Raw genomic sequence first — 25,878 nt, 5'->3', positions numbered from 1 at the left:
TATCAGCTACTAACGCTCAGGAGACGAGTCCAAGCGCGCGTTTGACGGGGCCAAAGCTGCGGCGATGGTGCTCGGTGGCACCGTGCTCGGCAAGCTTTTCGAGATGAAACGCGGTTGGGTAGCCCTTGTGCTGAGCAAACCCGTATTGCGGGAAGCTGAGATCCAGCTCGGCCATTTCACGATCGCGCGTGACTTTGGCAAGTATTGACGCCGCACTGATTTCTGCCACCCGGCTGTCGCCTTTAACAACCGCCAGCGACGGCATAGGCAACGCCGGGCAACGGTTGCCGTCAATCAGCACATATTCAGGCACAACACTCAGGCCCGCAACCGCACGCTGCATGGCCAGCATCGTGGCATGCAAAATGTTGATGTTGTCGATCTCGTGCGGCTCAGCACGACCCAGGCTCCAGCTTAATGCCTTTTCGACAATTTCGTCATACAGCGCCAGACGGCGTTTTTCAGATAGTTTTTTCGAATCCGCCAACCCAATAATCGGCTTTGTCGGATCTAGGATCACTGCTGCAGTGACAACGGCACCGACCAAAGGCCCACGCCCTACTTCATCCACGCCGGCGACAAGGTGCATATGCGGGTAAACAAATTCGATCATTGAGCCAGCTCCAGCACGGCGTCCGCCGCCTGCTTGTCCGCATTACAACGGATCTGCTGATGCAAATCCCGGAAGGTATCGTGCATCTGATGGCTGACGGCACCGTCTTCCAGCAACGGCTCCAGCGCACAGGCAAGCCCGATAGGCTCACATTCGTTTTGCAGCAGCTCTTTAACCAGCTCGCGGCCTGCCAGTAAGTTTGGCAGAGAAACGTAATCGGTTTTCACCAGCCGCTTCGCCAGCCAGAACGTAAACGGCTTCATGCGGTAGCCAACCACCATCGGGCATTTGGCCAGCATACATTCCAGCGCAGCCGTGCCGGAGGCCAGAAGCGCCGCGTCACTGGCAATCATCGCTTCGCGTGCTTTTCCATCCAGCAGATGTACATGCAGTTCGGGGGCAATCTCAGCTTTGATCTTTTCAAACTGTTCCCGGCGTTTTGCATTCACCAGCGGCACCACGACTTCCAGCGCAGGCCAGCGCTTACGAAGCAATTGCGCTGTTCTGAGGAAGTCCGCGCTAAGCATTTCGACTTCAGCGCCGCGACTGCCGGGCAACAACGCCAGACATTTTGCATCTGCCGCAATGCCTAACGTCGCGCGAGCCGCGTTTTTATCAGGATCGAGCGGCATGGCATCCGCCATGGTATGCCCGATGAAGCGACACGGTACATTAAACCGGTCGTAAAACGCTTTTTCGAAAGGCAGAAAAGCCAGTACCAGATCGGTCGCTCTGCCAATTTTGAAAACGCGTTTTTGACGCCATGCCCAAACGGACGGACTGACGTAGTGGATCGTGCGGATCCCTAGCTTCTTGAGGTTGCCTTCGAGCGTGATATTGAAATCCGGCGCATCAATGCCGACAAAGACATCCGGCTGCAGCTCGGTAAAACGCTTCGTGAGATCGCTGCGGATCTGCAGCAGACGACGTAAACGGCCAAGCACTTCAACGATGCCCATGACCGCAAGCTCTTCCATCTCATACCAGGCTTCACAACCTTCAGCCTGCATAAGCGGCCCGGCCACGCCAACAAAGCGAGCATCAGGCACGCGAGCTTTCAGTTCGCGAATAAGTCCGGCACCAAGAATATCGCCGGAGGTTTCTCCGGCGACCAGGGCAATCGTAAGGGGACGATCAGGCTTCATTTAACGAATCAAACCGCGCGTGGAGCGGGCAAAGAATTCAATAAATGCATTCACTTCCGGATGCTGAGCTGCAATTTCAGCGATTTCCGGCTTCGCCTCTTCAAGCGTCTTGCCGCTGCGATAGAGGATCTTATACGCGTTACGAATAGCGTGCAGCGCTTCTTTGCTGAAACCGCGACGCTTCAGGCCTTCGATGTTCACACCAAACGGCGTCGCATGGTTGCCCTGCGCGATAACGTAAGGTGGAACGTCCTGAGCAACGCCGGAACAGCCGCCAACCATCACATGGGCACCGATGATGCAGAACTGATGCACCGCGGTCATTCCACCGATGATGGCGTGATCTCCGATTTGTACGTGACCCGCAAGCGTTGCGTTGTTCGCGAGGATAACGCGATCGCCAATCTGGCAATCATGCGCAACGTGCGCATTGATCATCAGCAGGTTGTCGCTTCCCACCTTCGTTAATCCAGCATCTTGCACCGTGCCGCGATGGATGGTGACGCTTTCGCGAATGCGGTTGCGGTCGCCAATTTCCACGCGAGTTGGCTCACCCGCATATTTCAGATCCTGGTTAACTTCACCGATAGACGCGAACTGGTAGATCTCATTGTCACGGCCAATTTTGGTATGACCATTGACGACAACATGAGATTTCAGAACCGTGCCTTCGCCGATTTCAACGTTTGGACCTACGAGACAAAACGGACCAATGTGAACGTTAGCGCCGATAATGGCACCTTCTTCCACAATAGCGGTTGGATGAATAAAGGCGGACTTATCAATCACGTATTATGCCTCCCGGCTGCGTGCACACATCATGGTCGCTTCGCAGACAATCTTGCCGTCAACAATTGCGACGCCTTTGAAACGCGTCAAACCACGACGAGTTTTCTCAAAGGTCACTTCCATAATCATCTGATCGCCAGGCACAACAGGGCGCTTAAAGCGCGCTTCATCGATGCCAGCAAAGTAATACAGTTCACCCGGCTCAAGTTTACCCACGCTTTTAAACGCAAGAATACCGGTAGCCTGCGCCATCGCTTCCAGGATTAATACGCCCGGGAAAATCGGCTTACCAGGGAAGTGCCCCTGGAAAAACGGCTCATTTACAGAGACATTTTTTACTGCGCGCAGAAAACGACCTTCTTCAAAATCCAGCACGCGGTCAACCAGCAAGAACGGATAACGGTGCGGCAGAAGCTCTAAAATCTCTTCAATGTGCAGAGTATGAGTGTCAGTTGTCAAAATACTCTTCCTGTCTAAATATTCTAAATGACAATAATAACACGGCCTGCGGCAATCAAAGAATGCCAGCAGGCCGCAAATCAAAAAGCGCGGCTTACGCTCCAGCCCTAATGGCCGGAAACACGGCAGCGCAGGGAGCAGGCGACGATCAGTCTTGTTGGTTGACCTTACGTTCGATGGCTTTTAAGCGTTTACTCATCTCATCGATGTTCATCACCAGGGCGGCGGTTTTACGCCACGCTTTGTTCGGCTGGAGCGGGATCCCCGAAGAGTAAACTCCCGGTTCAGTGATCGGACGCATCACCATTCCCATTCCTGTCACGGTCACCTTGTCACAGATTTCCATATGGCCGTTGATTACGCTGGCACCACCAATCATGCAGTAGCGGCCAATTTTCAGGCTGCCCGCCATGATAACGCCACCCGCAACCGCAGTATTGTCGCCAATCACAACGTTATGTGCAATCTGGCACTGGTTATCAATGATAACACCATTGCCGATGATCGTGTCATCCAGGGCGCCGCGATCGATTGTCGTACAGGCACCAATTTCAACGCGATCGCCAATAATCACCCGGCCTAGCTGAGGAATTTTTACCCAGTTACCGCGATCGTTAGCGTAGCCAAAACCATCTGAACCAATCACCGTACTGGACTGAATCAGGCACTGAGCACCGATTTCGATGCTGTGATAGATAGAGACATTGGCCCATAAACGGCTACCCGCGCCGATTTTGGTATTTTTACCTACAAAGCAACCAGCGCCGATCACCACGTTATCGCCCAGCTCAACGCCTGATTCGATAACGGCATTTGCGCCGATAGAAACATTTTGACCAAGCCTCGCCGTGGCATCGATAACTGCGCTTGGCGCAATGTCGCTTGCAGGCTGAGGCGTGGTATCAAGAATTTGAGCCATACGGGCATAGGTCAGGTAGGGATTTTTCACTACCAGCGCCGCGTTCTTAGCGTATGGAAGGTCGGCTTCGGTCATCACGACGGCAGAAGCCTGGCAGACAGCCAGCTGTTCACGATAGCGAGGGTTAACCATGAACGTAATGTGGCCAGACTGGGCAGTTTGCATAGATGCGACGCCGGTGATGACGATATCGCCATCACCGTGCAATTCTGCATCCAACTGCTGGGCTAATTCAGCCAGTCGAATTGAAGACATTACTTATTTAACCTGTTTCAGTACGTCTGCAGTGATGTCTTTAACGTCGTTACCTGCGTAAGCAACGGTGTTTGCATCCAGAACAACATCATAACCTTTATCGTCTGCAACTTTCTTCACAGCGGCCTGGATACGAGTAACCAGTTTGCTGCGCTCTTCGTTGGAACGACGGTTACGATCCTGCTCAAAAGCCTGTGCTTTTTCGGAGAACGACTGGCGCTGAGCCATGACGTCTTTTTCCATTTTGCTGCGATCTGAAGCTTTCATGGTTGAACCATCGCGCTGCAGGCGCTGCATTTTGGATTGCAGATCGTTTTCCATTCCCTGCAGTTCGCTGGCGCGGCCTTTGAACTCATTTTCCAGGGTTTTAGAAACACCGGTATTTTGTGCGACCTGTTGGAACAGGTTGCCCATGTTAACTACTGCGATGCTGGAGGCAGCCTGAGCGCCGGCTGAAGCAACCATAGCAATCCCGAGACCTGCGGCAACTAACCACTTTTTCACTATAAACTCCTTACCATCCCATAGGCGTCCGAAGACACTGTTTTTTGCGAGCACCTGTCAACTGACTAAACGGCTAACAGGTGCAGCGCCTCACTGCTGTTGCGTTCCATCGCGCAGAACAAATTACCAGGTTTTACCAATGTTAAACTGGAACTGTTCTGCCTTGTCTCCATCATATTTCTTATACGGCTGAGCATAAGAGAAGACCAGCGGCCCCAGAGGCGACATCCACTGCAGCGCAATACCTGCAGACATACGGATGTTACTTGGCGAGCTGTAATCAGGTATACCTGCAGCTCTGGTCGCGTCAGTGTTCTCCCATTTGGTATCCCAAACGGTACCTGCATCGACAAACAGGGAAGTACGAACAGAGTTTGAGTACTTCTCACTCAGGAACGGCGTCGGGGTAATCAGCTCAAGGCTGGCTACACCCATGGCGTTACCGCCCACCGCATCGTTAGAGTTACATACATTACCGGTTGTACAGTTACGCTGGTTCGGCCCGAAGTAAGCGGCTTTAGGGCCGATGTTGTTCGACTGGAAACCACGCACAGTACTGGAGCCACCGGCATAGAAGTTCTCGTAGAACGGCAGTTCTTTACCGCCCAGACCATCGCCGTAACCCCAACGGGTACGACCCAGCACAACCCACGTGTGATCGTCATTGATCGGGAAGTAGCTCGCCGTATCCACCGTCACTTTGTAGAACTCGTTATCAGAACCCGGAATGGTGACTTTACCATTCAGGTTGACGCGAGAACCATCCGTCGGGAAGTAACCACGGTCGAGGTTGCTGTATGTCCAACCATAGTTCAGAGTGAAGTCATCTGCCGAGAAACTGTTGTCGTTGGCATTCATAGTTGGGTGCTGACCCACAGAATCCAGGTAGCGCCACATCGCTATCTGCGGCTGCATATTCGACAGATCGTTATGCACGTAACCCAAACCGAGACGCAGCGTGTTGTATTCATTCACCGGGAAGCCCAGGGTTGTATCCAGCCCGTAGCTCTTGTTGGTGTAGTCAGACAGGTCCGCGTCATCAGCTTTAAAGTCGTTGAAGAAGATACGACCACCCAGGCTAACGCCATCAACCGTGAAGTACGGATCGGTTGCTGACAGTTCCGCGTAGGTCTGGTAATCGTTTTTGGTTCCGCTGATACCAACCGAGTAACCCGTACCCAACCAGTTATCCTGCTGAACACCAACCTGGAAGCTCACACCGCTTTCAGTACCGTAACCAACGCCGAAGTTGAAACTACCGGTGTTACGCTCTTTAACTTTATAAACAACGTCAACCTGATCCGGGCTACCGGATACGCGCTGGGTGTCCACATCGACAGTCTCGAAGTAACCCAGACGGTTCAGACGTTCTTTACCCGCATCAACGAGGTTGCTACCCAGCCACGCACCTTCCATCTGGCGCATTTCACGACGCAGAACGGAATCTTTACTGGTATCGTTGCCTTCGAAGCGGATCTTACGCACGTAGTAACGGTTACCGGAGTCGACGTTAACGTGCAGCTTCACGGTTTTGTCAGCGTCATTAATTTCTGGCTGAGTCTGTACGCGCGGATAGGCGTAACCATAGCGACCCAGCAGTTTCTTAATGTCGTCTTCCATTTTGGTGACTTTGGTGCCGTTATACAGCTCACCCGGCTGCATCTTAGTCAGGCTTTCGATTTCCGCAGAATGCCCGGCCAGATTGCCTTTCACATCCACGCCGGCGATCTTATACTGCTCGCCTTCGGTGATGTTGATGGTCACATAAATGCTTTTCTTGTCCGGCGTCAGGCTAACCTGCGTGGAATCAATATTGAAACGCGCATAGCCGCGATCCAAATAGTAGCTACGCAGGGTTTCAAGGTCACCCGCCAGCTTTTGCTTCTGGTATTTACGATCGCCGACGACGTTCCACCACGGCACTTCATCACGCAGTTGGAAACGGGAGATCAGCTCATCGGTGGTAAACGCGTGGTTACCAACGATGTTGATCTGCTGGATTTTTGCGGAGACGCCTTCCTGGAACACCAGTTTCAGGTCAACACGGTTACGCGGCAGCGGCGTGACCACTGCTTTGACGCTGGCGCTGTATTTCCCGACGCTGTAGTAGAAATCTTCCAGCCCTTTCTCGATGTCACCCAGGGTCGTGCGGTCGAGGGATTCCCCCACACGGACGCCGGATGCTTCAAGGTTCTGCTTGAGCATGTCATCTTTCACCGACTTGTTGCCGGAGAAGGTGATGCTGGCAATGGTTGGACGCTCTTTGACCTGCACGAGCAGCGTATTACCATCACGCAGAACTCGCACATCTTCAAAGTTGCCGGTGGCAAACAGTGAGCGGATTGTATTACTGATATCCTCGTCAGAGACGGTATCGCCTACGCGAACCGGCATACTGAGGAGGGCCGCACCGACGGCGACTCGCTGCAGGCCTTCGAAATGAATGTCTTTCACCACGAACCCGTCTGCACCGTATACGGTGGCGCTGCTAAACAGCAGCGACGCTATGAGGAGCTTTTTCATCGCCATCGTTGTTATGCGTTCTTCCTAACCTAATTCTCTCTATAAACGAGAGAAATCATTGAAAAGTGCAAGCCCCATTAATAGCACCAGCAAAATAGAGCCAATGCGATAACTGAAGTCCTGAACTCGCTCGGAAACCGGAGTGCCTTTCAGTTTCTCAACCGCCAAAAAGAGCAGGTGCCCGCCGTCAAGGACGGGAAGTGGAAACAGGTTAATGATCCCTAAGTTGACGCTGATAAGCGCCAGGAACATCAGGAAGTAAATTAACCCATATTCCGCCGACATACCTGCCCCTTGAGCTATGGAGATTGGCCCACTGAGGTTGTTCAGTTTTACATCACCGGTTATTAATTTCCCCAGCATGTTGACCGTCAGCTTCATCAGTTGCCAGGTTTTATCCGTGGCTTCTGCTACAGCGGTAAACGGCCCATACTGACGCACTGTTTTGTACTCGTCAGGCAGCGGGATAATTTTAGGTACTACCCCTGCAAACCCTTCTGCCTTCGCTTTACCCGGTTTTGTATCCGGTATCAGCGTCAAAGACAAGGGGCTCCCCTGTCTTTCAATCTCTACGGCTAGCGGCTGTCCTGGATTGTCACGCACCAGGTTAACAAACTCACTCCATTGAAGGAGCGGCTGACCGTTGACTTTAACGATCCTGTCTCCCGCTTGCAAACCTGCCTTATTGGCCGCGGACTGCGGCTGAACTTCGTCCAGCACATTTTCAATCTGCGGACCACGGGGCCTGAACCCAAGTGATACGACCGGATCCTGCTTATCAGGCTCAAACTGCCAATGGCTTAGATCAAGGGTGACATCACGCGTTTGATTTGTCCCAAACGGCGCATAAGAAACTCTCGCACTCGCATCGCCAATCTTACCGATTAAAGCTAAACGAACAGCATCCCAATCAGGCGTTTCGATACCATCTATCGCTTTTAGTTCCATGCCGGCGCTAATTTGTGCTTCCGCCGCGATAGAGTTGGGGGTTATTTCACCGATCACTGGACGCAGGCTGGGAATGCCAATGATAAACACCAGCCAATAGGCAAAGATAGCGAAGATGAAGTTAGCGATTGGGCCAGCGGCGATAATCGCCGCTCGCTGAGAAACCGTTTTATTGTTAAAGGCAGCATGACGCATCTCCGGCAGCACCGGCTCAACGCGTTCATCCAGCATTTTAACGTAGCCACCCAGCGGGATCAGCGCGATAACAAATTCGGTTCCCTGGCGGTCGGTACGACGCCAAAGCGCCTTACCAAACCCGATGGAGAAGCGTTCCACACGAACGCCACAGCGGCGAGCAACCCAAAAATGGCCGAACTCGTGCACGGTAATTAAAACACCCAGTGCAACGATAAACGCAGCCAAATTCCAGAGTATGCTCAACATAAAACCTTCCGTTAAATCGTCCTGAATACCAGAAGCAGCAGACAGGCAAACACCGGCACCGCCGCTGTCAGACTGTCAATACGGTCAAGAATACCACCATGTCCCGGGATCAGGTGACCACTATCTTTAATTCCCGCTTCGCGTTTGAACATGCTTTCGGTCAAATCACCCAAAACGGAAGCCAGCGCGGCAACAATGGAACAGGTTAGCAGAACAACGGGAGCTACGTTCAAATTCGCCCACATGCCGAACAGCAACGAGATGACCGCAGAAGTCGCAAGGCCACCAATAAACCCTTGCCAGGTCTTGCCAGGCGAGACCTTTGGCGCAAGTTTATGCTTGCCAAACATTTTCCCAAAAACATAAGCACCAGAGTCTGCGCCCCAGACCAGGAACATCACATACAGCAACCAAACAGAGCCGCTGTAGTGGTTGATATCATAATGCCAGCTGCGCAGCGCCACCATGCCCCAGAAGAAGGGAACAATGGTTAGCAGGCCAAAGACCAGTCGAAGCGGTTTGGAATTACGCCACAATGCAGCAGAGGCCGGATAAAACAGAACCAACAGCAGCGCCGCGACCCACCACACTAGCGATGCCCAAAGTGAAAATTCGATTATCGGCAAATGCACCGAATGCCGATACTCCGGCAACGAAATCAGCATGACGGCAAGCAACAGACCACATAGCACCGCCAGCCAGACACGCTGCGAACGCGCTACGAAACCAGCGAGTTGCCCCCACTCCCATGCAGCCAGCATACAAATCACCAACGTAGCAATCGCAAATCCTACTGGCGGAAGCCAAAACAGCGCAGCGATTACAATGGGAATCATAATAAACGCGGAAATCAGGCGATACTTCAGCAAAAGTGACCCCCAACAGGCTTATTCACCACCAGGTGCTGTGCCACCAAAACGACGCTCTCGGTTTGCAAAAGCATTTAGCGCACCTTCAAAGTCTTGTTCATCGAAATCAGGCCAAAGAACATCGGTAAAATAAAGTTCCGCATAGGCAATTTGCCAGATGAGGAAATTACTGATGCGATGCTCTCCCCCTGTCCTAATTACTAAATCTACGGGAGCCAGTTCATGCATGCAGATCTGCTGACCGAGCAGCTCTTCATCAATCTGATCCGGGCGCAATAAGCCTTCCTGCACCTGCGACGCAAGCTGTCGCACTCCCTGAATGATATCCCAACGTCCGCCATAATTCGCAGCGATATTGAGCGTCAGCCCAGTATTCTCACTGGTTAATGCTTCCGCTTTTTTAATTCTTTCCTGCAGGCGGAGGTTAAATCGGCTGGTATCACCAATGATGCGTAAGCGGACATTATGACGGTGCAGGCTTTTTACCTCACTGTCTAATGCCCAGACGAACAGCTCCATCAATGCGGTCACTTCCTGAGCGGGGCGGTTCCAGTTCTCGCTGCTAAAAGCGTAAAGCGTCAGCGCATCGATACCGTTGTTCGCTGCGAAAGTCACAGCGCGGCGTACCGATTTTGCGCCAGCTTTATGACCGAAAACCCTCATTTTTCCCTGACGCTTAGCCCAACGGCCGTTGCCATCCATAATGATGGCAACATGGCGAGCGCCATGCGTGGTTAAGGATTCGCTTAATTGTTGATTAGCAGACAACATAACGCGTAATGATTCCCTGAAAAAAATTAAGCGGTACTCAGGAATATTGAAGCCTGGTGCATAAAAAAGCCGTGTTGTGACACGGCTTTCCACTCAACGCTCAGTCACATCTGGCGATTAAGTGGCGCAGACTATATCACTGAAGCACAAAGCGAACAAATGGCGGCACTTCAGCCGGATGAATTATCACCGGCTTGCGAGGTGCATCACTTGTTTCCTGGCGATTTCACGAGCAATAGCATCCACACTAAGCACTTCATCCACACTTTGTGGTTCAGCTAAGTTCATTTGCTCCAGCACGCTGCGGTTCAGCACCGCGATATCGGTAAATCTGACCTGCTGATTCAGGAACGCCTCTACAACCACTTCGTTCGCGGCATTCAGCGCGGTTGTCGCCGCCTGCCCTTGCGCGCTGGCATCGATGGCTAATTTAAGACATGGATAGCGCTCAAAATCAGGTTCCATGAAGGTAAGCGAACCGATTTTGCAGAAATCGAGCGGCGTAACACCAGATTCTACGCGCGCAGGGTAAGCCATCGCATGAGCAATAGGCGTACGCATGTCAGGCGCCCCAAGCTGTGCTAGCACACTGCCATCGCGGTAACGAACCATAGAATGAATAACAGACTGAGGGTGAATCAGCACTTCCATTTGCGCAGCTGAAGCGTTGAACAGCCAACGAGCTTCAATGTATTCGAGACCTTTGTTCATCATAGTGGCAGAGTCGACGGAAATTTTACGCCCCATCGACCAGTTCGGGTGGCTACAAGCCTGATCCGGCGTCATCGCCGCCAGGTCTGCATAAGCCGTTTCCCGGAACGGGCCACCCGATCCAGTAAGGATAATAGACGACACGCCATTATCTTCGAGGCTAGCGTATCCCAGGTTACGCTGGATTGTTTCCGGCATACTCTGAAAAATGGCGTTATGCTCGCTGTCGATAGGCAACAATTGCGCTTTGCTACGCGCAACAGCTTCCATAAACAAACGGCCGCAGGTTATCAGCGACTCTTTGTTCGCCAGCAGAACCTGTTTACCGGCAGATATAGCAGCAAGCGTTGACGACAGCCCTGCCACGCCCACAATAGCAGCCATCACCTGATCCACTTCGCCAAGCGTAGCAACTTCGCAAGCGGCCTGCTCACCGGCCATGACTTCAGTTTTACTCCCCTGCTCTTTCAGGGCACGACGCACTTCCGCCGCCGCAGACTCGCTGGCCATGACCGCATACTTCGGCGAGAACTCCTGGCATTGCTCAACCATTTTCCCGACATTGCTGCCCGCAACCAGAGCCGTAACGGAAAATTTTTCAGGATTATGTCGAACGACGCTTAGCGTGCTGGCGCCAATGGAGCCGGTAGAACCAAGAATAGTGAGCTGCTTCATGAGGTACTCGGGGTCGTAAAATGAAGGATTAATGGCGCAATAGTTTGCGGCGCAAGGCGCCTATTGTCTACGCCTTTACTTGACGTTTTTATAAAGCAAAACGCCGCCCGTAAACGCTTCGCTTGTCGCGAGGCCTTACGTAGCGGCGAGTTTCCCACAAAAATTGTGGATTAGAACTGCATCAGCTCGGTTTCTTTTTCAGACAGAGCCGCATCCACTTTCTTGATGGCAGCATCAGTCAGCTTCTGCACGTCGTCCTGAGAACGACGATCGTCATCTTCGCTGATCTCTTTGTCTTTCAGCAGCGCTTTAACTTTGTCGTTAGCGTCACGGCGAACGTTACGTACGGCAACGCGTGCGCCTTCTGCTTCACCACGAACCACTTTGATCAGGTCTTTACGGCGCTCTTCGGTCAGCGGAGGCAGTGGAACGCGGATATCGGTACCGGCAGAGCTTGGGTTCAGACCCAGGTCAGAAGCCATGATCGCTTTCTCTACCGCCGGGCCCATTGAACGATCGAACACGTTGATCTTCAGGGTACGGGTATCTTCAACGGTGACGCTGGCCAGCTGGCGCAGCGGGGTTGGCGTGCCGTAGTACTCTACGACGATGCCGTCCAGCAGGCTTGGAGAAGCGCGGCCGGTACGGATTTTGCTGATTTGGTTTTTGAACGCTTCGACGCATTTATCCATACGCACTTCAGCATCTTTTCTGATATCGCTAATCACGTTACGAATCCTTGAAAACTGGTTTAAGGCAGACCACGCTTATTCTCTGCAGCTACGACGCCGCAGGCTAAGTATAGCCCTGTTTATTCCTGGCTGTAGATAAAGCCAAATATTACCCTGATTGCCGGGCAACTGAAATTATTCAGTAATTAAAGTGCCTTCTTTCTCACCCATTACCACACGGCGCAGCGCACCCGGCTTGTTCATGTTGAACACGCGGATCGGCAGTTTGTGGTCGCGAGCAAGCGTGAACGCGGCAAGATCCATCACTTTCAGCTCTTTATCCAGCACTTCACTGTAGGTCAGTTGATCGTACATGGTAGCAGCAGGATCTTTTGCCGGATCGGCGGTAAACACACCGTCCACTTTGGTGGCTTTCAGTACCACGTCTGCTTCGATCTCGATCCCGCGCAGGCAGGCCGCAGAGTCAGTGGTAAAGAACGGGTTGCCGGTACCGGCAGACAGGATAACTACGCGGTTAGCGCGCAGCAGGCTGATCGCTTCTGCCCAGCTGTAGTTATCACAAACGCCATTCAATGGAATAGCGGACATCAGGCGGGCGTTCACATAGGCGCGGTGGAGCGCATCACGCATTGCCAGGCCATTCATTACGGTCGCCAGCATGCCCATGTGGTCGCCCACGACGCGGTTCATGCCGGCTTTAGCCAGACCTGCACCACGGAATAAGTTGCCACCGCCGATTACCACCCCGACCTGAATGCCAAGTTCCACCAACTCTTTAATTTCCTGAGCCATACGGTCCAGAATACTCGCGTCAATACCAAAGCCTTCTGTGCCTTGCAGAGCTTCGCCGCTCAGTTTGAGCAGAATACGTTTGTAGACGGGTTTTGCATTGGTAGCCATGTTTCTTTCCTGAGAACAGTCAACGAATGGGGGATGGTTAATTCTGGCGACATTCTGTCGCATTTCAGCCCGCTCGCCTAACGGAGCGCTCTGAAATTGTAAGGCTGGATAAAAAGGAACCGCCGGTTGGCGGTTCCTTTTAAACCATTAAGACTGCTTGGACATGGCAGCAACTTCTGCTGCAAAGTCAGTCTCAACTTTCTCGATACCTTCACCCACTTCGAAGCGGATGAAGTTAGTCACGTCAGCGTTGTGCTCTTTCAGCAGCTGAGCAACAGTTTTGCTTGGGTCCATGACGAACGGCTGACCAGTCAGAGAAACTTCACCGGTGAATTTCTTCATGCGGCCTTCAACCATTTTCTCTGCGATTTCTTTTGGTTTACCGGACTGCATCGCGATGTCCAGCTGAACCTGGTACTCTTTCTCTACAACTTCTGCAGAAACGTCTTCAGGCTTAACGAACTCAGGCTTGCTTGCGGCAATGTGCATTGCCAGCTGTTTAACCAGCTCTTCATCAGCACCTTTAGCGGCAACCAGAACACCGATGCGTGCGCCGTGCTGGTAAGAACCCAGAACTTCGCCTTCCAGGGAAGAAACGCGACGGATGTTGATGTTCTCACCGATTTTAGCAACCAGTGCAACGCGCTCTTCTTCGAACTGCGCTTTCAGAACTTCAACGTCGGTGATTTTACCAGCAACTGCTGCATCCAGAACTTTGTTAGCAAATGCCTGGAAACCGCCGTCTTTAGCAACGAAGTCAGTCTGGCAGTTAACTTCCAGAATCACGCCGTAGTTGCCGTCGATCTTAGTGATGATCACGCCGTCAGCAGCAACGTTGCCTGCTTTTTTAGCTGCTTTGATCGCACCGGATTTACGCATGTTCTCGATTGCCAGCTCGATGTCGCCGTTGGCTTCGGTCAGCGCTTTTTTACAATCCATCATGCCAGCGCCAGTACGCTCACGCAGCTCTTTTACCAGGGATGCGGTAATTTCAGCCATTCTAAAATCCTCGGAGATGTTGCCTGCCCGGCGCATTGGCCAGACGGGCTTAAAAGTGAAAAAGGGGCCATAAAAAGGCCCCTAACCAAACGAGATACTACCTGGTTAAATAAGGGCTTTCCCCTTTATATTTCGAGCCGCAGGTGCGTTACCTTCACTCGCTCATCCTGGTCACTTACTGATGTAAGCTCCCAGGAATTCTCGAGCTTGCCGCCTTCCTGCAACTCGAACTCTCTTAGGGAATCATCAAACCTTATTATTCTGCTTCTACGAAGCTTTCTTCCGCCTGGGAAGCCAGATCCTGAGAACGGCCTTCACGAACGGTTGCAGCTACAGCGCCCAGGTACAGGCTAACAGCACGGATAGCATCGTCGTTACCAGGGATAACGAAATCAACACCGTCCGGATCAGAGTTGGTATCAACGATAGCAAATACTGGGATACCCAGGTTGTTTGCTTCTTTGATAGCGATGTGCTCGTGATCGGCATCGATAACAAACAGTGCGTCCGGCAGGCCGCCCATGTCTTTGATACCGCCCAGGCTGTTTTCCAGCTTGTCCAGCTCACGAGTGCGCATCAGCGCTTCTTTCTTAGTCAGCTTGTCGAAAGTACCGTCTTGAGCCTGAGTTTCCAGGTCTTTCAGACGTTTGATGGACTGACGAACGGTTTTCCAGTTAGTCAGCATGCCGCCCAACCAGCGATGGTTCACGAAGAACTGATCGCAGCTGTTAGCAGCGTCTTTCACCGCTTCGCTTGCAGCGCGTTTAGTACCAACGAAAAGGATTTTGCCTTTGCGAGAAGAAATCTTGTTCAGTTCAGCCAGAGCTTCGTTGAACATTGGTACGGTTTTCTCAAGGTTGATGATGTGAACTTTGTTACGTGCGCCGAAGATGAAAGGCTTCATTTTCGGGTTCCAGTAACGGGTCTGGTGACCGAAGTGAACACCAGCCTTGAGCATGTCGCGCATGGAAACAGTAGCCATGTTTTAAAACCTCTATATAAAGTATGGGGTTATGCCTCCACGTATCCCATATTGCCGACCCCAAAGGGCACCCCGGAATATGTGTCGATACGTGTGTGTTATTTACACAAAGTGAGCGTATTTGGCTGTACCCGAAAAATCGGAATACAAGTCCGGCGCGCTTTATACCATAAATGGCGCTCAGACTCCAATAGTTGTTGCCATGATACGCACTTGATGATTCTCAATTTTGCAGGGAGACGCCCCCCCTGATACCATTACAGCAACTTCTCCTGCTCATTTCATGTCGACGTTATCGACATCTGCGGATCTGATATGGCTATCTCAATTAAGACACCTGAAGAAATCGAAAAAATGCGCGTCGCTGGCCGCCTGGCTGCCGAAGTGCTGGAAATGATCGAATCCCACGTTAAACCGGGCATTACCACCGGCGAGCTGGATCGCATCTGTAATGATTACATCGTGAATGAACAGCAGGCCATTTCCGCTTGCCTGGGCTATCACGGCTTCCCAAAATCCGTCTGTATCTCTATCAACGAAGTGGTTTGCCACGGCATTCCGGACGATGAAAAAGTGCTGAAAGACGGCGATATCGTCAATATCGACGTGACCGTTATCAAAGATGAATACCACGGCGATACTTCCAAGATGTTCATCGTGGGCAAACCGACGATTCTCGGCGAACGCCTGTGCCGCATCACGCAGGAAAGCCTGTATCTGGCGCTGCGTATGGTAAAACCGGGCATCCGCCTGCGCACGCTCGGCGCGGCAATCCAGAAGTTCGTTGAAGCGGAAGGTTTCTCTGTCGTACGTGAGTACTGCGGCCACGGCATTGGTCGCGTATTCCATGAAGAACCTCAAGTACTTCACTATGATGCAGATGACGGCGGCGTAGTACTTCAGCCCGGCATGACATTCACCATCGAACCGATGGTTAACGCCGGGGATTACCGCATTCGCACCATGAAAGACGGCTGGACGGTGAAAACCAAAGATCGCAGCTTGTCTGCTCAATACGAGCATACTATTGTGGTGACGGAGAACGGCTGCGAGATTATGACCCTGCGTAAAGATGACACCATCCCGGCAGTGATTTCGCATAACGAATGATGCCCTGACGTCAGTCAGCAATCTAAGCCGGCCCTGAGCCGGCTTTTTTTATGGGTAGCGCACAATGAGTCCAGCTTTGCCAGAGCAGTTTGCCAACACCACCGAACCCGAGATCGCCGGCCAGCCGGACTATCCAAACAGCTGGCAGGAAGCCGAACTTAACTGCGCAGACATCAAGTCGCACTTAGATACCTTCCAGCGATGGCTGGGCCAGGCCTTCGACAGCGGTATTTCCGCTGAACGGCTGATTGAAGCCCGCACCGAATTTATCGATCAGCTGTTGCAGCGGCTGTGGATTGCTTACGGCTTTGCCGATGTTCCCGAAGCCGCGCTGGTTGCCGTGGGCGGCTATGGCCGCGCCGAGCTTCACCCGCTGTCGGATATCGACCTGCTGATCCTGAGCCGCAAACGGCTGACCGACGCCCAGGCACAGAGTATCGGCGAACTGCTGACCCTGCTTTGGGACGTGAAGCTGGAAGTGGGTCACAGCGTACGTACGCTGGAAGAGTGCCTGCTGGAAGGCTTATCCGACCTGACGGTCGCCACCAACCTCATCGAATCTCGCCTGTTAATTGGCGACGTTGCCCTGTTCCTTGAACTCCAGAAACATATTTTCAGCGAAGGTTTCTGGCCGTCAGCAAAGTTCTTTGCTGCCAAAGTCGAAGAGCAAAACGAGCGTCACCAGCGCTATCACGGCACCAGCTACAACCTTGAGCCCGACATCAAAAGCAGCCCAGGTGGTTTGCGTGACATTCACACCCTGCAGTGGGTTGCCCGCCGTCACTTCGGCGCCACCTCCATGGGCGAAATGGTGGACTTTGGCTTCCTGACCGAAGCGGAGCGCAAAGAGTTGGATGAATGCCAGCATTTGCTGTGGCGCATTCGCTTCGCCCTGCACCTGGAAGTCAATCGCTACGACAACCGGCTGCTGTTTGACCGCCAGCTTAGCGTGGCCCAGCGCCTGCACTACAGCGGCGAAGGCAACGAGCCGGTCGAACACATGATGAAGGACTTCTACCGTGTCACCCGTCGCGTGGGCGAGCTGAACCAGATGCTTCTGCAACTGTTCGACGAAGCTATTCTGGCGCTGGACGCCAGCGAAAAACCGCGCCCGCTGGATGATGACTTCCAGCTTCGCGGCACGCTTATCGATCTGCGGGACGAAACCCTGTTTATGCGTGAGCCGCAGGCTATTCTACGCATGTTTTACATGATGGTGCGTAACCGTGACATCACCGGCATTTACTCCACGACCCTGCGCCATCTACGCCACGCCAGACGCCACCTGACTCAGCCGCTTTGCTACATTCCGGAAGCCCGCGAGCTGTTTTTAGTAATGCTGCGCCACCCCGGCGCGGTAAGCCGTGCGCTGGTGCCGATGCATCGCCATAGCGTGCTGTGGGCCTATATGCCGCAGTGGTCGCATATTGTCGGCCAGATGCAGTTCGACCTGTTCCACGCCTACACCGTGGATGAACACACCATTCGGGTCCTGCAAAAGCTGGAAAGCTTCGCGAAAGAAGAAACTCGCTCGAAGCATCCGCTGTGCGTCGATCTCTGGCCGCGCCTTTCCCATCCAGAGCTGATTTTAATCGCCGCCCTCTTCCACGATATCGCCAAGGGGCGAGGCGGCGATCATTCTGTGCTGGGCGCGCAGGACGTGCTGAAATTTGCCGAGCTTCATGGTCTGAACTCCCGGGAAACCCAGCTGGTTGCCTGGCTGGTTCGTCAGCATCTGCTGATGTCCGTCACCGCCCAGCGCCGTGATATTCAGGATCCTGAAGTTATTAAGCAGTTTGCCGAAGAAGTGCAGACCGAAAACCGCCTACGTTATCTGGTCTGCCTGACGGTGGCAGATATCTGTGCCACCAACGAAACGCTTTGGAACAGCTGGAAGCAAAGCCTGCTGCGTGAGCTGTACTTCGCCACCGAGAAACAGCTGCGCCGCGGGATGCAAAACAGCCCGGATATGCGCGAACGCGTTCGTCACCACCAGCTTCAGGCGCTGGCATTGCTGCGGATGGACAACATTAATGAGGAAGCCCTGCATCACATCTGGGCGCGCTGCAGGGCGAATTATTTTGTTCGCCATACGCCAAACCAGATTGCATGGCATGCCCGACATTTGCTCAAGCACGATCTTAGCCAGCCGATGATCCTGCTCAGCCCGCAGGCAACACGCGGCGGTACTGAAATCTTTATCTGGAGCCCGGACAGGCCGTATCTGTTTGCCGCCGTCTGCGCCGAACTCGACCGCCGTAATCTCAGCGTACATGACGCGCAGATCTTCACAACCCGTGACGGCATGGCGATGGACACCTTTATCGTGCTCGAGCCCGACGGCAGCCCGCTGTCTATCGACCGACACAATATTATTCGCCACAGCCTCGAACAAGCGATTACTCAGACGACCTGGCAACCGCCGCAACCGCGTCGCCAGTCGGCAAAACTTCGCCACTTTACCGTCGATACCGAAGTCAACTTCCTGCCAACGCACACCGACAGGCGAACATTCCTTGAGCTGATTGCTCTCGATCAGCCAGGTCTTTTGGCAAGGGTGGGCGAAGTGTTCGCCGATCTCGGTATTTCGCTCTACGGGGCGAGAATTACGACAATTGGTGAGCGAGTAGAAGATTTATTTATAATCGCCACCGCAGACCGGCGTGCACTTAATAATGTGCTCCAGCAGGAAGTGCAGCAACGGTTGACAGCGGCCCTTAATCCAAACGATAAATAACGGTCTTTTATTTTTTACCTTTTTAGCCCGAGAGCGACAGTCAAGTTGATTGTCGCCCAAAAGTTGAAAGGTAAGTCACAATCAGGAAATGTTCATCATGCAGCAGCTACAAAATGTAATCGAAACCGCTTTCGAGCGTCGCGCCGAGATCACCCCGGCAAATGTTGATACCGTGACCCGCGAAGCGGTAAATCAGGTGATTGCCCTGCTCGACAGCGGTGCGCTGCGCGTTGCTGAAAAAATTGATGGCCAGTGGGTCACTCACCAGTGGCTGAAGAAGGCCGTACTGCTTTCTTTCCGCATTAACGACAACAAAGTGATCGAAGGCGCTGAAAGCCGCTATTTCGATAAAGTTCCGATGAAATTCGCCGACTACGACGAAGCACGTTTCCAGAAAGAAGGCTTCCGTGTTGTGCCACCGGCGGCAGTCCGCCAGGGCGCGTTCATCGCACGTAACACCGTGCTGATGCCTTCCTACGTCAATATCGGTGCTTATGTTGATGAAGGCACCATGGTCGACACCTGGGCAACCGTAGGCTCTTGCGCGCAGATCGGTAAAAACGTTCACCTGTCCGGCGGTGTCGGCATCGGTGGAGTACTGGAACCACTGCAGGCCAACCCAACCATCATCGAAGACAACTGCTTCATCGGCGCACGTTCTGAAGTGGTTGAAGGCGTGATCGTTGAAGAAGGTTCTGTGATCTCCATGGGCGTTTATATTGGCCAAAGCACCCGTATCTATGACCGTGAAACCGGTGAAGTCCACTATGGCCGCGTGCCTGCCGGCTCCGTTGTCGTTTCCGGCAACCTGCCTTCTAAAGATGGCTCTTACAGCCTGTACTGCGCGGTGATTGTGAAGAAAGTTGACGCCAAAACCCGCGGTAAAGTGGGCATCAACGAACTGCTGCGTACCATCGACTAAGTTTTTTGCACCAAAAGGCGGGTTATCCCGCCTTTTTTGCATCTGGCGCTAGCGGAAAAGGAATTTTCCGTTAATTCTCTAATGGTTATTGATATTAAAGGGTACCGCTTATGTACGATAATTTAAAAAGTCTGGGTATTACCAATCCTGATGAAATCGATCGTTACAGCCTCCGGCAGGAAGCCAACAACGATATCCTGAAAGTCTATTTCCAGAAGGATAAGGGCGAGTTTTTTGCCAAAAGCGTGAAATTTAAATACCCACGCCAGCGCAAAACCGTGGTGGCCGATGGCGTAGGCCAGGGCTACAAAGAAGTGCAGGAGATCAGCCCTAACCTGCGCTATGTCATCGATGAGCTCGATCAGCTTTGCCAGCGCGATCGCACCGAAGTCGATCTTAAGCGTAAGATCCTCGACGATCTGCGCCACCTCGAGTCCGTGGTGACCAACAAGATCAGCGAAATTGAGTCCGATCTGGAAAAACTGACCCGCAATAAATAGTTCAGAACTCAATAAAAAAAGGGCCGCAAACGCGGCCCTTTTCAGCTCTACACGAAGATTACTGCATCAACAGGTAAATCTGCGCATCACCACGCTGAATGCTCAGCGCCATCACCGACGGCTTGCTGTCCATCACTTTACGCAGCTCAGCGATATTGTTCACCGCCTGCTGGTTCACGCCAACGATAATGTCACCTTTTTTCAGGCCAATACGCGCGGCCGGGGTATTTGGCTTCACGCTGGTAACCTGCACGCCTTTCTGGTCTTTACCGCCGCGATTGCTCATCTCAGCGCCTTCAATACCGGTGAAGATAGTGGCAGCATCAACCTGATTCTGAGTGCTTTGCTGCAGTTCCAGGTTCACCGTCACTGGCTTACCATCACGCAGCAGGCCCAGCGTGATTTTGCTGCCCACCGGCATAGAACCAACTTCTGCGCGCAGTGCGGCAAAACTACTGATCGCCTTGCCGTTCAGCGTGGTGATCACATCCCCTGCTTTGATCCCTGCTTTAGCCGCAGAAGAGTTCGGCATGACCTGGCTGACAAACGCGCCACGCTGAGCGTCGACTTTCATCGCTTTCGCCAGCTCGGAGTTCAGCTCAGTGCCCATAATCCCCAGCTCGCCACGGCGAACCTGGCCGTACTGCACCATCTGAGCGGTCAGGTTTTTCACCATGTTGCTTGGGATAGCAAAGCCGATACCGATGTTGCCGCCGTCCGGGGCCAGAATCGCCGTGTTGATACCGATAAGCTCGCCGTTCAGGTTAACCAGCGCCCCACCGGAGTTACCGCGGTTGATCGCCGCATCGGTCTGGATAAAGTTTTCGTAGTTTTCCACGTTCAAGCCGCTACGGCCCAGCGCAGAAACGATACCGGAGGTCACGGTTTCGCCCAGGCCATATGGGTTACCGATAGCTACGGTGTAATCCCCCACGCGCAACGCGTCGGAGTCGGCAATTTTAATCGCCGTCAGATTTTTAGGATCCTGAAGCTGAATCAGCGCGATGTCGGAGCGTGGGTCTTTACCCACCACTTTGGCGTCAAACTTACGGCCATCGCTCAGCTGAACTTTAATCACGGTGGCGTTATCCACCACGTGGTTATTCGTGACGACATAGCCTTTCGCCGCATCAATAATTACCCCGGAACCCAGGGCCATAAATTTCTGCTGCTGGCTGCCGCCATCACCCCCGCCCTGAGCGCCACCGCCCTGGCAGAAAGGTGAACTTTGGAACGGCGAACCGTCCTGGCAGAATGGGGAATTGTCGCCGAAGAATTGCTGGAAATTACGCCCCATACGCGGAGTATTTACCGTTGTGCTCCCTTCAACGTTGATACTCACCACTGAAGGCATCACCTGCTCCAGCATCGGCGCAAGGCTTGGCAGCGGCTGCGCAGCAGATGCGGAAGAGGCTGTCTCAGCGGCGGAGGCAGACATCGGACTCAGCGCCAAACCCAGACTAAGAGCCAGCGCACTCATTGCTAACGTGGTTTTTTTCATGGAATCATCTCAACTTTCAAATAACGCAAAATTGCTGTGTTGGTACACCATTCAGAGTGAAGTTTACGCGCGAAGTTCAGCGCTTAAGTGCATGGAAAAAGTAAAAATTTATTGTCCATCTTTACAAATCTCCCCCCAGAACTTACTCCACCGCCATCAGGCGTCGATACTCATCCCAGGCATATAAATCGGTCATTCCACTGATGTAATCCTGAATAAGCCTTGCACGGAAATAGTATTCCCACACGGAAAAATCAAGGCTTGCCGGGTGCAAAGCGCTCACCGCTTCTACATAGGCAAGCCTATGTTTAGTTGAAAGTTTGTGGAAAAGTCTTGATTCAATCGGCAGACGACGCAGGCTTTCCTTGCTTACCAGCTCCGTGAAGTCCTCCGTTGAAAGCTCGAGTAAGGGACTGTAAATATCCAGTAAACCGCTGATAACCCGATAACCCTGTAGCTCCAGTTGCTCAATATCCGGGTGGCTGAAGACCTGACGCACGGCCACCTGCTTGTACAGCTCCAGCAGACGGGCAAACGAGCTGTCGTCCTCCAGCAGCGCATGATTGAACTCGCCGGTGTAAATCTCAGGCAAATTGTCGATAAAACGCTGGGCGGCATACGGCGCCAGTTTGTTTAGCGTATTGACGCGCAGGTACATAAAGAACTGATCTTCCGCACTGCGGCGCATTTGGTTGGTGCGGGATTTCTCCCAGGCATCGTGGACTACCAGCTCAAAGAGATCGCCTTTCTTCTGCTCGCCCCAGGACTCACTCAGATGCTGATAAAGCTGCTCGACGCTGAAAATACGTTTTTCCACAGCATCTTCGAGATCCGCCACGCAGTAAGAAATATCGTCCGCAGCCTCCATGATCCAGGTCAGCGGAAAACGGCTGTACTCGCCCAGGTTCAACTCTTTGCGCAGGCGCTCGATGTATCCTTCTTCCGACAAATAAAAGCCCGGCTTCTTCATCAAATAAGCGTGGCTTGCTGGCGGCTTTTGGGCAAACCAGGCCGGGCGGGTGTATTTGAGAATGCAGCCGACCTGCGCCCAGGTCAGATTCATGCGTAGCAGGCTGTGCACCAGCCGGATGCCTTGCGCATTCCCTTCAAAGTGGCACAAGTCCTGGCGAACTTTGCCGCGTAGAGTATTTAATCCTTCTTCGCCTTCGCGCAGCCTGAGCACATCCACCCTGCAGCGATCGTCACTGCGTGGCTGCCCGCCGCTATCTGTCGGCTGCAGGCGCTGACGGAACCAGTCGTTAATCGCCGACTCGCCAAAATGACCGAACGGCGGATTGCCGATGTCGTGCATCAGGCAAGCCATTTCCACTATGCTTTCAAACGGACCGGTTAGCTCGTCGAGCCCATATTTTTCCAGCGCCTTCTGCTCTTTCAGGCGGCTGAGGATCTCTTTGGCAATGTAGCGCCCGACCTGCTGCACCTCCAGCGAATGGGTAAGACGAGTGCGCACGGCGGCATTACGCTCAAGCGGGAAGACCTGCGTTTTTTGCTGTAGACGCCGGATTGCGGGTGAATTAATGATCCTGCCGCGATCGCTTTCGAAGATACGCAGGATCTCAAGTTCGCTCTTCTCTCCTTCGGGCGAACGGAAGCGTCGGTGCCAGTTAATTTTTTTGCGGAAGTCTATTTCGCTCATGCCCACTCCTGTTCCGTTGATAAGGAGACTGTTTGCCATGATAGACTATGCCCCGAAAATTGAGTCATGTTCCACCACATTAGCGAGTATCTCTATGAAAGCAGGCATTATTGGTGCAATGGAAGAAGAAGTTACGCTGCTGCGTGACAAAATCGAAAACCGTCACACTCTGAGCATCGCCGGTTGCGAAATTTATACCGGGACACTGAACGGCGTTGAAGTGGCGCTGCTGAAGTCCGGCATCGGCAAAGTTTCTGCGGCCATGGGTGCTACGCTGCTGCTGGAACACTGTAAGCCAGACGTGATCATCAACACCGGTTCCGCCGGTGGCCTGGCTCCGACGCTGAAAGTGGGCGATATCGTGGTATCCGATGAAGTGCGCTATCACGATGCAGATGTCACTGCTTTCGGTTACGAGTATGGCCAGATGGCGGGCTGCCCGGCAGCTTTCATTGCCGATAAAAAGCTTATTGAGGCAGCTGAAACCTGCATTAAAGAGCTGGATCTGCACGCGGTTCGCGGCCTGATCGTCAGCGGCGATGCGTTTATTAACGGCTCGGTGGCACTGGCAAAAATTCGCCACAACTTCCCGCAGGCCGTGGCGGTAGAAATGGAAGCGACGGCCATCGGTCACGTTTGCCATAACTTTAATACGCCGTTCGTGGTTGTGCGCGCCATCTCCGACGTGGCCGATCAGCAGTCCCACCTGAGCTTCGAAGAGTTCCTGGCCGTCGCCGCCAAGCAGTCCACCCTGATGGTGGAAAAACTGGTTCAGCACCTGGCTCGTGGCTAAGTTCACTCTTTGGCGCGGGGCGACCGCCCTGCTCCTTTGCCTCCCGGCGCTGCTGTTTGCGGCGCCTCGGGTCATCTCCCTCTCTCCCGCTAATACCGAACTGGCCTTCGCCGCCGGTATTACCCCTATTGCGGTGAGCGCTTACTCTGATTACCCACCTCAGGCAAAGCAGATTGAACAGCTAGCCAACTGGCAGGGCGTGAACTTCGAGCGCATTGTTGCCCTGAAACCGGACGCAGTCCTCGCCTGGCGCGGGGGTAACCCGGACAGGCAGGTAAACCAACTGGTTTCGCTGGGCATTAAGGTCATCTGGCTGGATCCTAAAAGCGTTGCCGACGTTGAGGCCGCGCTGCGCCAGCTAGCCCCGCTCAGCCCAACACCAGAAAAGGCAATCAAAGCCGCAGAGACGCTATCCCGGCAGTTTGCAGAGCTAAAAACACGCTACGGCCATACCCAAAGCAAAAAGGTATTCCTGCAATTCAGCCAGCAGCCGCTGTTTACCACCAGCAAAGATTCCATTCAAAACGAAGTCGTTGAGCTTTGCGGTGGGCTCAATATTTTCGCCGACAGCCGGGTTCCCTGGCCGCAGGTCAGTCGCGAGCAGGTTCTGACGCGCCAGCCGCAGGCTATTATTATCTCGGGCGATGCGAGCAATATTCCGTCGGTACAGCAGTTCTGGAGTAATCAGTTGAAAGTTCCGGTTATTGCCGTGAATGATGACTGGTTTACTCGCTCGGGCCCGCGTATTATCCTCGCCGCAAAACAGCTCTGCGAAGAGCTGGCGAAAGCTTAACGTCATGCTCTGAGGATCATAAATGCTGGTCTATTGGCTGGATATTGTCGGTACCGCCGTGTTCGCTATTTCCGGCGTTTTGTTGGCCGGAAAGCTGCGGATGGATCCCTTTGGCGTGCTGGTGCTTGGGGTAGTTACCGCGGTAGGCGGGGGAACCATCCGCGATATGGCGTTAGCCAACGGTCCGGTATTCTGGGTGAAAGATCCCACGGACCTTGTAGTTGCCATGGTGACCTGCATGCTGACGATAGTCCTGGTTCGCCAGCCGCGGCGCCTGCCTAAATGGGTGCTTCCCGTGCTGGATGCCGTCGGCCTGGCGGTATTCGTGGGTATTGGCGTCAATAAAGCATTTCTCGCGCATGCCAGCCCGCTGGTTGCAATCTGCATGGGCGTAATCACTGGCGTAGGTGGTGGGATCATCCGCGACGTCCTGGCCCGTGAAGTCCCGATGATTCTGCGTACCGAGATTTACGCCACCGCCTGTATTATTGGCGGTATCGTCCACGCCACGGCTTACCACACCTTCAACGTCCCGTTGGAGCAGGCCAGTATGATTGGTATGGTGGTCACATTGGCGATTCGCCTGGCGGCCATCTACTGGCACCTTAAACTGCCGACCTTTGCGCTAAATGACCGACAATAGCGATAAAAAAAGCCGCGTATCAAA

Annotated in this window: 24 protein-coding genes; 7 read left to right on the top strand and 17 right to left on the bottom strand. The window is 53.2% G+C overall.

Annotated elements, in window-relative coordinates:
- Window positions 1-16: 16 nt before the first annotated feature.
- The 15 genes from rnhB to rpsB form a co-directional block, all read right to left on the bottom strand.
- A complete protein-coding gene (gene rnhB / locus LH86_RS09300; RefSeq protein ID WP_039300548.1) occupies window positions 17-613 on the bottom strand; it encodes a ribonuclease HII in 597 nt (198 codons plus the stop codon).
- Window positions 610-1,758 carry a lipid-A-disaccharide synthase gene (lpxB, locus tag LH86_RS09295; RefSeq protein WP_039300545.1) on the bottom strand — a complete coding sequence of 383 codons (1,149 nt, stop codon included), beginning with the start codon at window positions 1,756-1,758 and terminating at the stop codon, window positions 610-612. Before lpxB ends, rnhB begins: the two co-directional genes overlap by 4 nt.
- Window positions 1,759-2,547 (bottom strand): acyl-ACP--UDP-N-acetylglucosamine O-acyltransferase, encoded by a 789-nt coding sequence (lpxA, locus tag LH86_RS09290; RefSeq protein WP_039290431.1) that lies wholly within the window; start codon window positions 2,545-2,547, stop codon window positions 1,759-1,761. It lies immediately after the preceding gene.
- A gap of 3 nt (window positions 2,548-2,550) precedes the next feature.
- Window positions 2,551-3,006: a 3-hydroxyacyl-ACP dehydratase FabZ gene (gene fabZ / locus LH86_RS09285; RefSeq protein ID WP_039290428.1), complete on the bottom strand. Its 456-nt coding sequence runs from the start codon at window positions 3,004-3,006 to the stop codon at window positions 2,551-2,553.
- 148 nt (window positions 3,007-3,154) lie between these two features.
- A complete protein-coding gene (gene lpxD / locus LH86_RS09280; protein ID WP_039300541.1) occupies window positions 3,155-4,180 on the bottom strand; it encodes a UDP-3-O-(3-hydroxymyristoyl)glucosamine N-acyltransferase in 1,026 nt (341 codons plus the stop codon).
- 3 nt (window positions 4,181-4,183) lie between these two features.
- Window positions 4,184-4,684 (bottom strand): molecular chaperone Skp, encoded by a 501-nt coding sequence (gene skp, locus LH86_RS09275; protein ID WP_008456940.1) that lies wholly within the window; start codon window positions 4,682-4,684, stop codon window positions 4,184-4,186.
- A 123-nt stretch (window positions 4,685-4,807) separates the two neighbouring features.
- On the bottom strand, window positions 4,808-7,213 hold the full coding sequence (gene bamA, locus LH86_RS09270; protein WP_039300538.1) for an outer membrane protein assembly factor BamA: 2,406 nt from the start codon (window positions 7,211-7,213) through the stop codon (window positions 4,808-4,810).
- A gap of 33 nt (window positions 7,214-7,246) precedes the next feature.
- Window positions 7,247-8,599, bottom strand: coding sequence for a sigma E protease regulator RseP (rseP, locus tag LH86_RS09265; RefSeq protein ID WP_039300535.1), 1,353 nt, complete (start codon window positions 8,597-8,599; stop codon window positions 7,247-7,249).
- Between the two features lie 11 nt (window positions 8,600-8,610).
- Window positions 8,611-9,468 carry a phosphatidate cytidylyltransferase gene (cdsA, locus tag LH86_RS09260; RefSeq protein WP_039300532.1) on the bottom strand — a complete coding sequence of 286 codons (858 nt, stop codon included), beginning with the start codon at window positions 9,466-9,468 and terminating at the stop codon, window positions 8,611-8,613.
- Window positions 9,469-9,486: 18 nt separating this feature from the next.
- Window positions 9,487-10,239 carry a (2E,6E)-farnesyl-diphosphate-specific ditrans,polycis-undecaprenyl-diphosphate synthase gene (gene ispU, locus LH86_RS09255; protein WP_008456932.1) on the bottom strand — a complete coding sequence of 251 codons (753 nt, stop codon included), beginning with the start codon at window positions 10,237-10,239 and terminating at the stop codon, window positions 9,487-9,489.
- A gap of 186 nt (window positions 10,240-10,425) precedes the next feature.
- Window positions 10,426-11,625: a 1-deoxy-D-xylulose-5-phosphate reductoisomerase gene (gene ispC, locus LH86_RS09250; protein ID WP_039300530.1), complete on the bottom strand. Its 1,200-nt coding sequence runs from the start codon at window positions 11,623-11,625 to the stop codon at window positions 10,426-10,428.
- A gap of 170 nt (window positions 11,626-11,795) precedes the next feature.
- On the bottom strand, window positions 11,796-12,353 hold the full coding sequence (gene frr / locus LH86_RS09245; protein ID WP_008456929.1) for a ribosome recycling factor: 558 nt from the start codon (window positions 12,351-12,353) through the stop codon (window positions 11,796-11,798).
- A gap of 138 nt (window positions 12,354-12,491) precedes the next feature.
- A complete protein-coding gene (gene pyrH / locus LH86_RS09240) occupies window positions 12,492-13,217 on the bottom strand; it encodes a UMP kinase (RefSeq protein WP_008456928.1) in 726 nt (241 codons plus the stop codon).
- A 147-nt stretch (window positions 13,218-13,364) separates the two neighbouring features.
- Window positions 13,365-14,216 (bottom strand): translation elongation factor Ts, encoded by an 852-nt coding sequence (gene tsf / locus LH86_RS09235; protein ID WP_008456925.1) that lies wholly within the window; start codon window positions 14,214-14,216, stop codon window positions 13,365-13,367.
- A gap of 256 nt (window positions 14,217-14,472) precedes the next feature.
- Complete coding sequence (gene rpsB, locus LH86_RS09230; RefSeq protein WP_008456923.1) at window positions 14,473-15,198, bottom strand: 30S ribosomal protein S2; 726 nt, start codon at window positions 15,196-15,198, stop codon at window positions 14,473-14,475.
- A gap of 315 nt (window positions 15,199-15,513) precedes the next feature.
- Between rpsB and map the strand changes: the two genes are divergently transcribed.
- The 4 genes from map to LH86_RS09210 all read left to right on the top strand — a co-directional run bounded on the left by map (window position 15,514) and on the right by LH86_RS09210 (window position 20,467).
- The gene (gene map / locus LH86_RS09225) at window positions 15,514-16,308 is read left to right on the top strand and encodes a type I methionyl aminopeptidase (protein WP_039300527.1); all 795 of its coding nucleotides are present in this window, start codon (window positions 15,514-15,516) and stop codon (window positions 16,306-16,308) included.
- Window positions 16,309-16,372: 64 nt separating this feature from the next.
- Window positions 16,373-19,045 carry a bifunctional uridylyltransferase/uridylyl-removing protein GlnD gene (gene glnD / locus LH86_RS09220; RefSeq protein ID WP_039300523.1) on the top strand — a complete coding sequence of 891 codons (2,673 nt, stop codon included), beginning with the start codon at window positions 16,373-16,375 and terminating at the stop codon, window positions 19,043-19,045.
- Window positions 19,046-19,142: 97 nt separating this feature from the next.
- On the top strand, window positions 19,143-19,967 hold the full coding sequence (gene dapD, locus LH86_RS09215; protein WP_008456915.1) for a 2,3,4,5-tetrahydropyridine-2,6-dicarboxylate N-succinyltransferase: 825 nt from the start codon (window positions 19,143-19,145) through the stop codon (window positions 19,965-19,967).
- 110 nt (window positions 19,968-20,077) lie between these two features.
- Entirely contained in the window at window positions 20,078-20,467 is a 390-nt protein-coding gene (locus LH86_RS09210; RefSeq protein WP_008456913.1) for a DUF3461 family protein, read from the top strand.
- A gap of 58 nt (window positions 20,468-20,525) precedes the next feature.
- Here LH86_RS09210 and degP read toward each other — a convergent pair whose 3' ends face one another.
- Entirely contained in the window at window positions 20,526-21,968 is a 1,443-nt protein-coding gene (gene degP, locus LH86_RS09205; protein ID WP_039300520.1) for a serine endoprotease DegP, read from the bottom strand.
- Window positions 21,969-22,110: 142 nt separating this feature from the next.
- Window positions 22,111-23,625 carry a dGTPase gene (gene dgt / locus LH86_RS09200; protein WP_039300517.1) on the bottom strand — a complete coding sequence of 505 codons (1,515 nt, stop codon included), beginning with the start codon at window positions 23,623-23,625 and terminating at the stop codon, window positions 22,111-22,113.
- A 94-nt stretch (window positions 23,626-23,719) separates the two neighbouring features.
- Between dgt and mtnN the strand changes: the two genes are divergently transcribed.
- The 3 genes from mtnN to LH86_RS09185 are packed head-to-tail and all read left to right on the top strand — an operon-like array spanning window position 23,720 to window position 25,854.
- Window positions 23,720-24,418 carry a 5'-methylthioadenosine/S-adenosylhomocysteine nucleosidase gene (gene mtnN / locus LH86_RS09195; protein ID WP_039296490.1) on the top strand — a complete coding sequence of 233 codons (699 nt, stop codon included), beginning with the start codon at window positions 23,720-23,722 and terminating at the stop codon, window positions 24,416-24,418.
- On the top strand, window positions 24,411-25,211 hold the full coding sequence (gene btuF, locus LH86_RS09190) for a vitamin B12 ABC transporter substrate-binding protein BtuF (protein ID WP_039300512.1): 801 nt from the start codon (window positions 24,411-24,413) through the stop codon (window positions 25,209-25,211). Before mtnN ends, btuF begins: the two co-directional genes overlap by 8 nt.
- Before the next feature lie 22 nt (window positions 25,212-25,233).
- Window positions 25,234-25,854 carry a TRIC cation channel family protein gene (locus tag LH86_RS09185; RefSeq protein WP_008456904.1) on the top strand — a complete coding sequence of 207 codons (621 nt, stop codon included), beginning with the start codon at window positions 25,234-25,236 and terminating at the stop codon, window positions 25,852-25,854.
- Window positions 25,855-25,878 lie beyond the last annotated feature (24 nt).

This window comes from Cedecea neteri (assembly GCF_000758325.1).
GTDB classification, from domain to species: domain Bacteria; phylum Pseudomonadota; class Gammaproteobacteria; order Enterobacterales; family Enterobacteriaceae; genus Cedecea; species Cedecea neteri_B.
The sequence above is the reverse complement of the archived record's forward strand: the minus strand, read 5'-3'. Positions and strand labels throughout refer to the sequence as shown.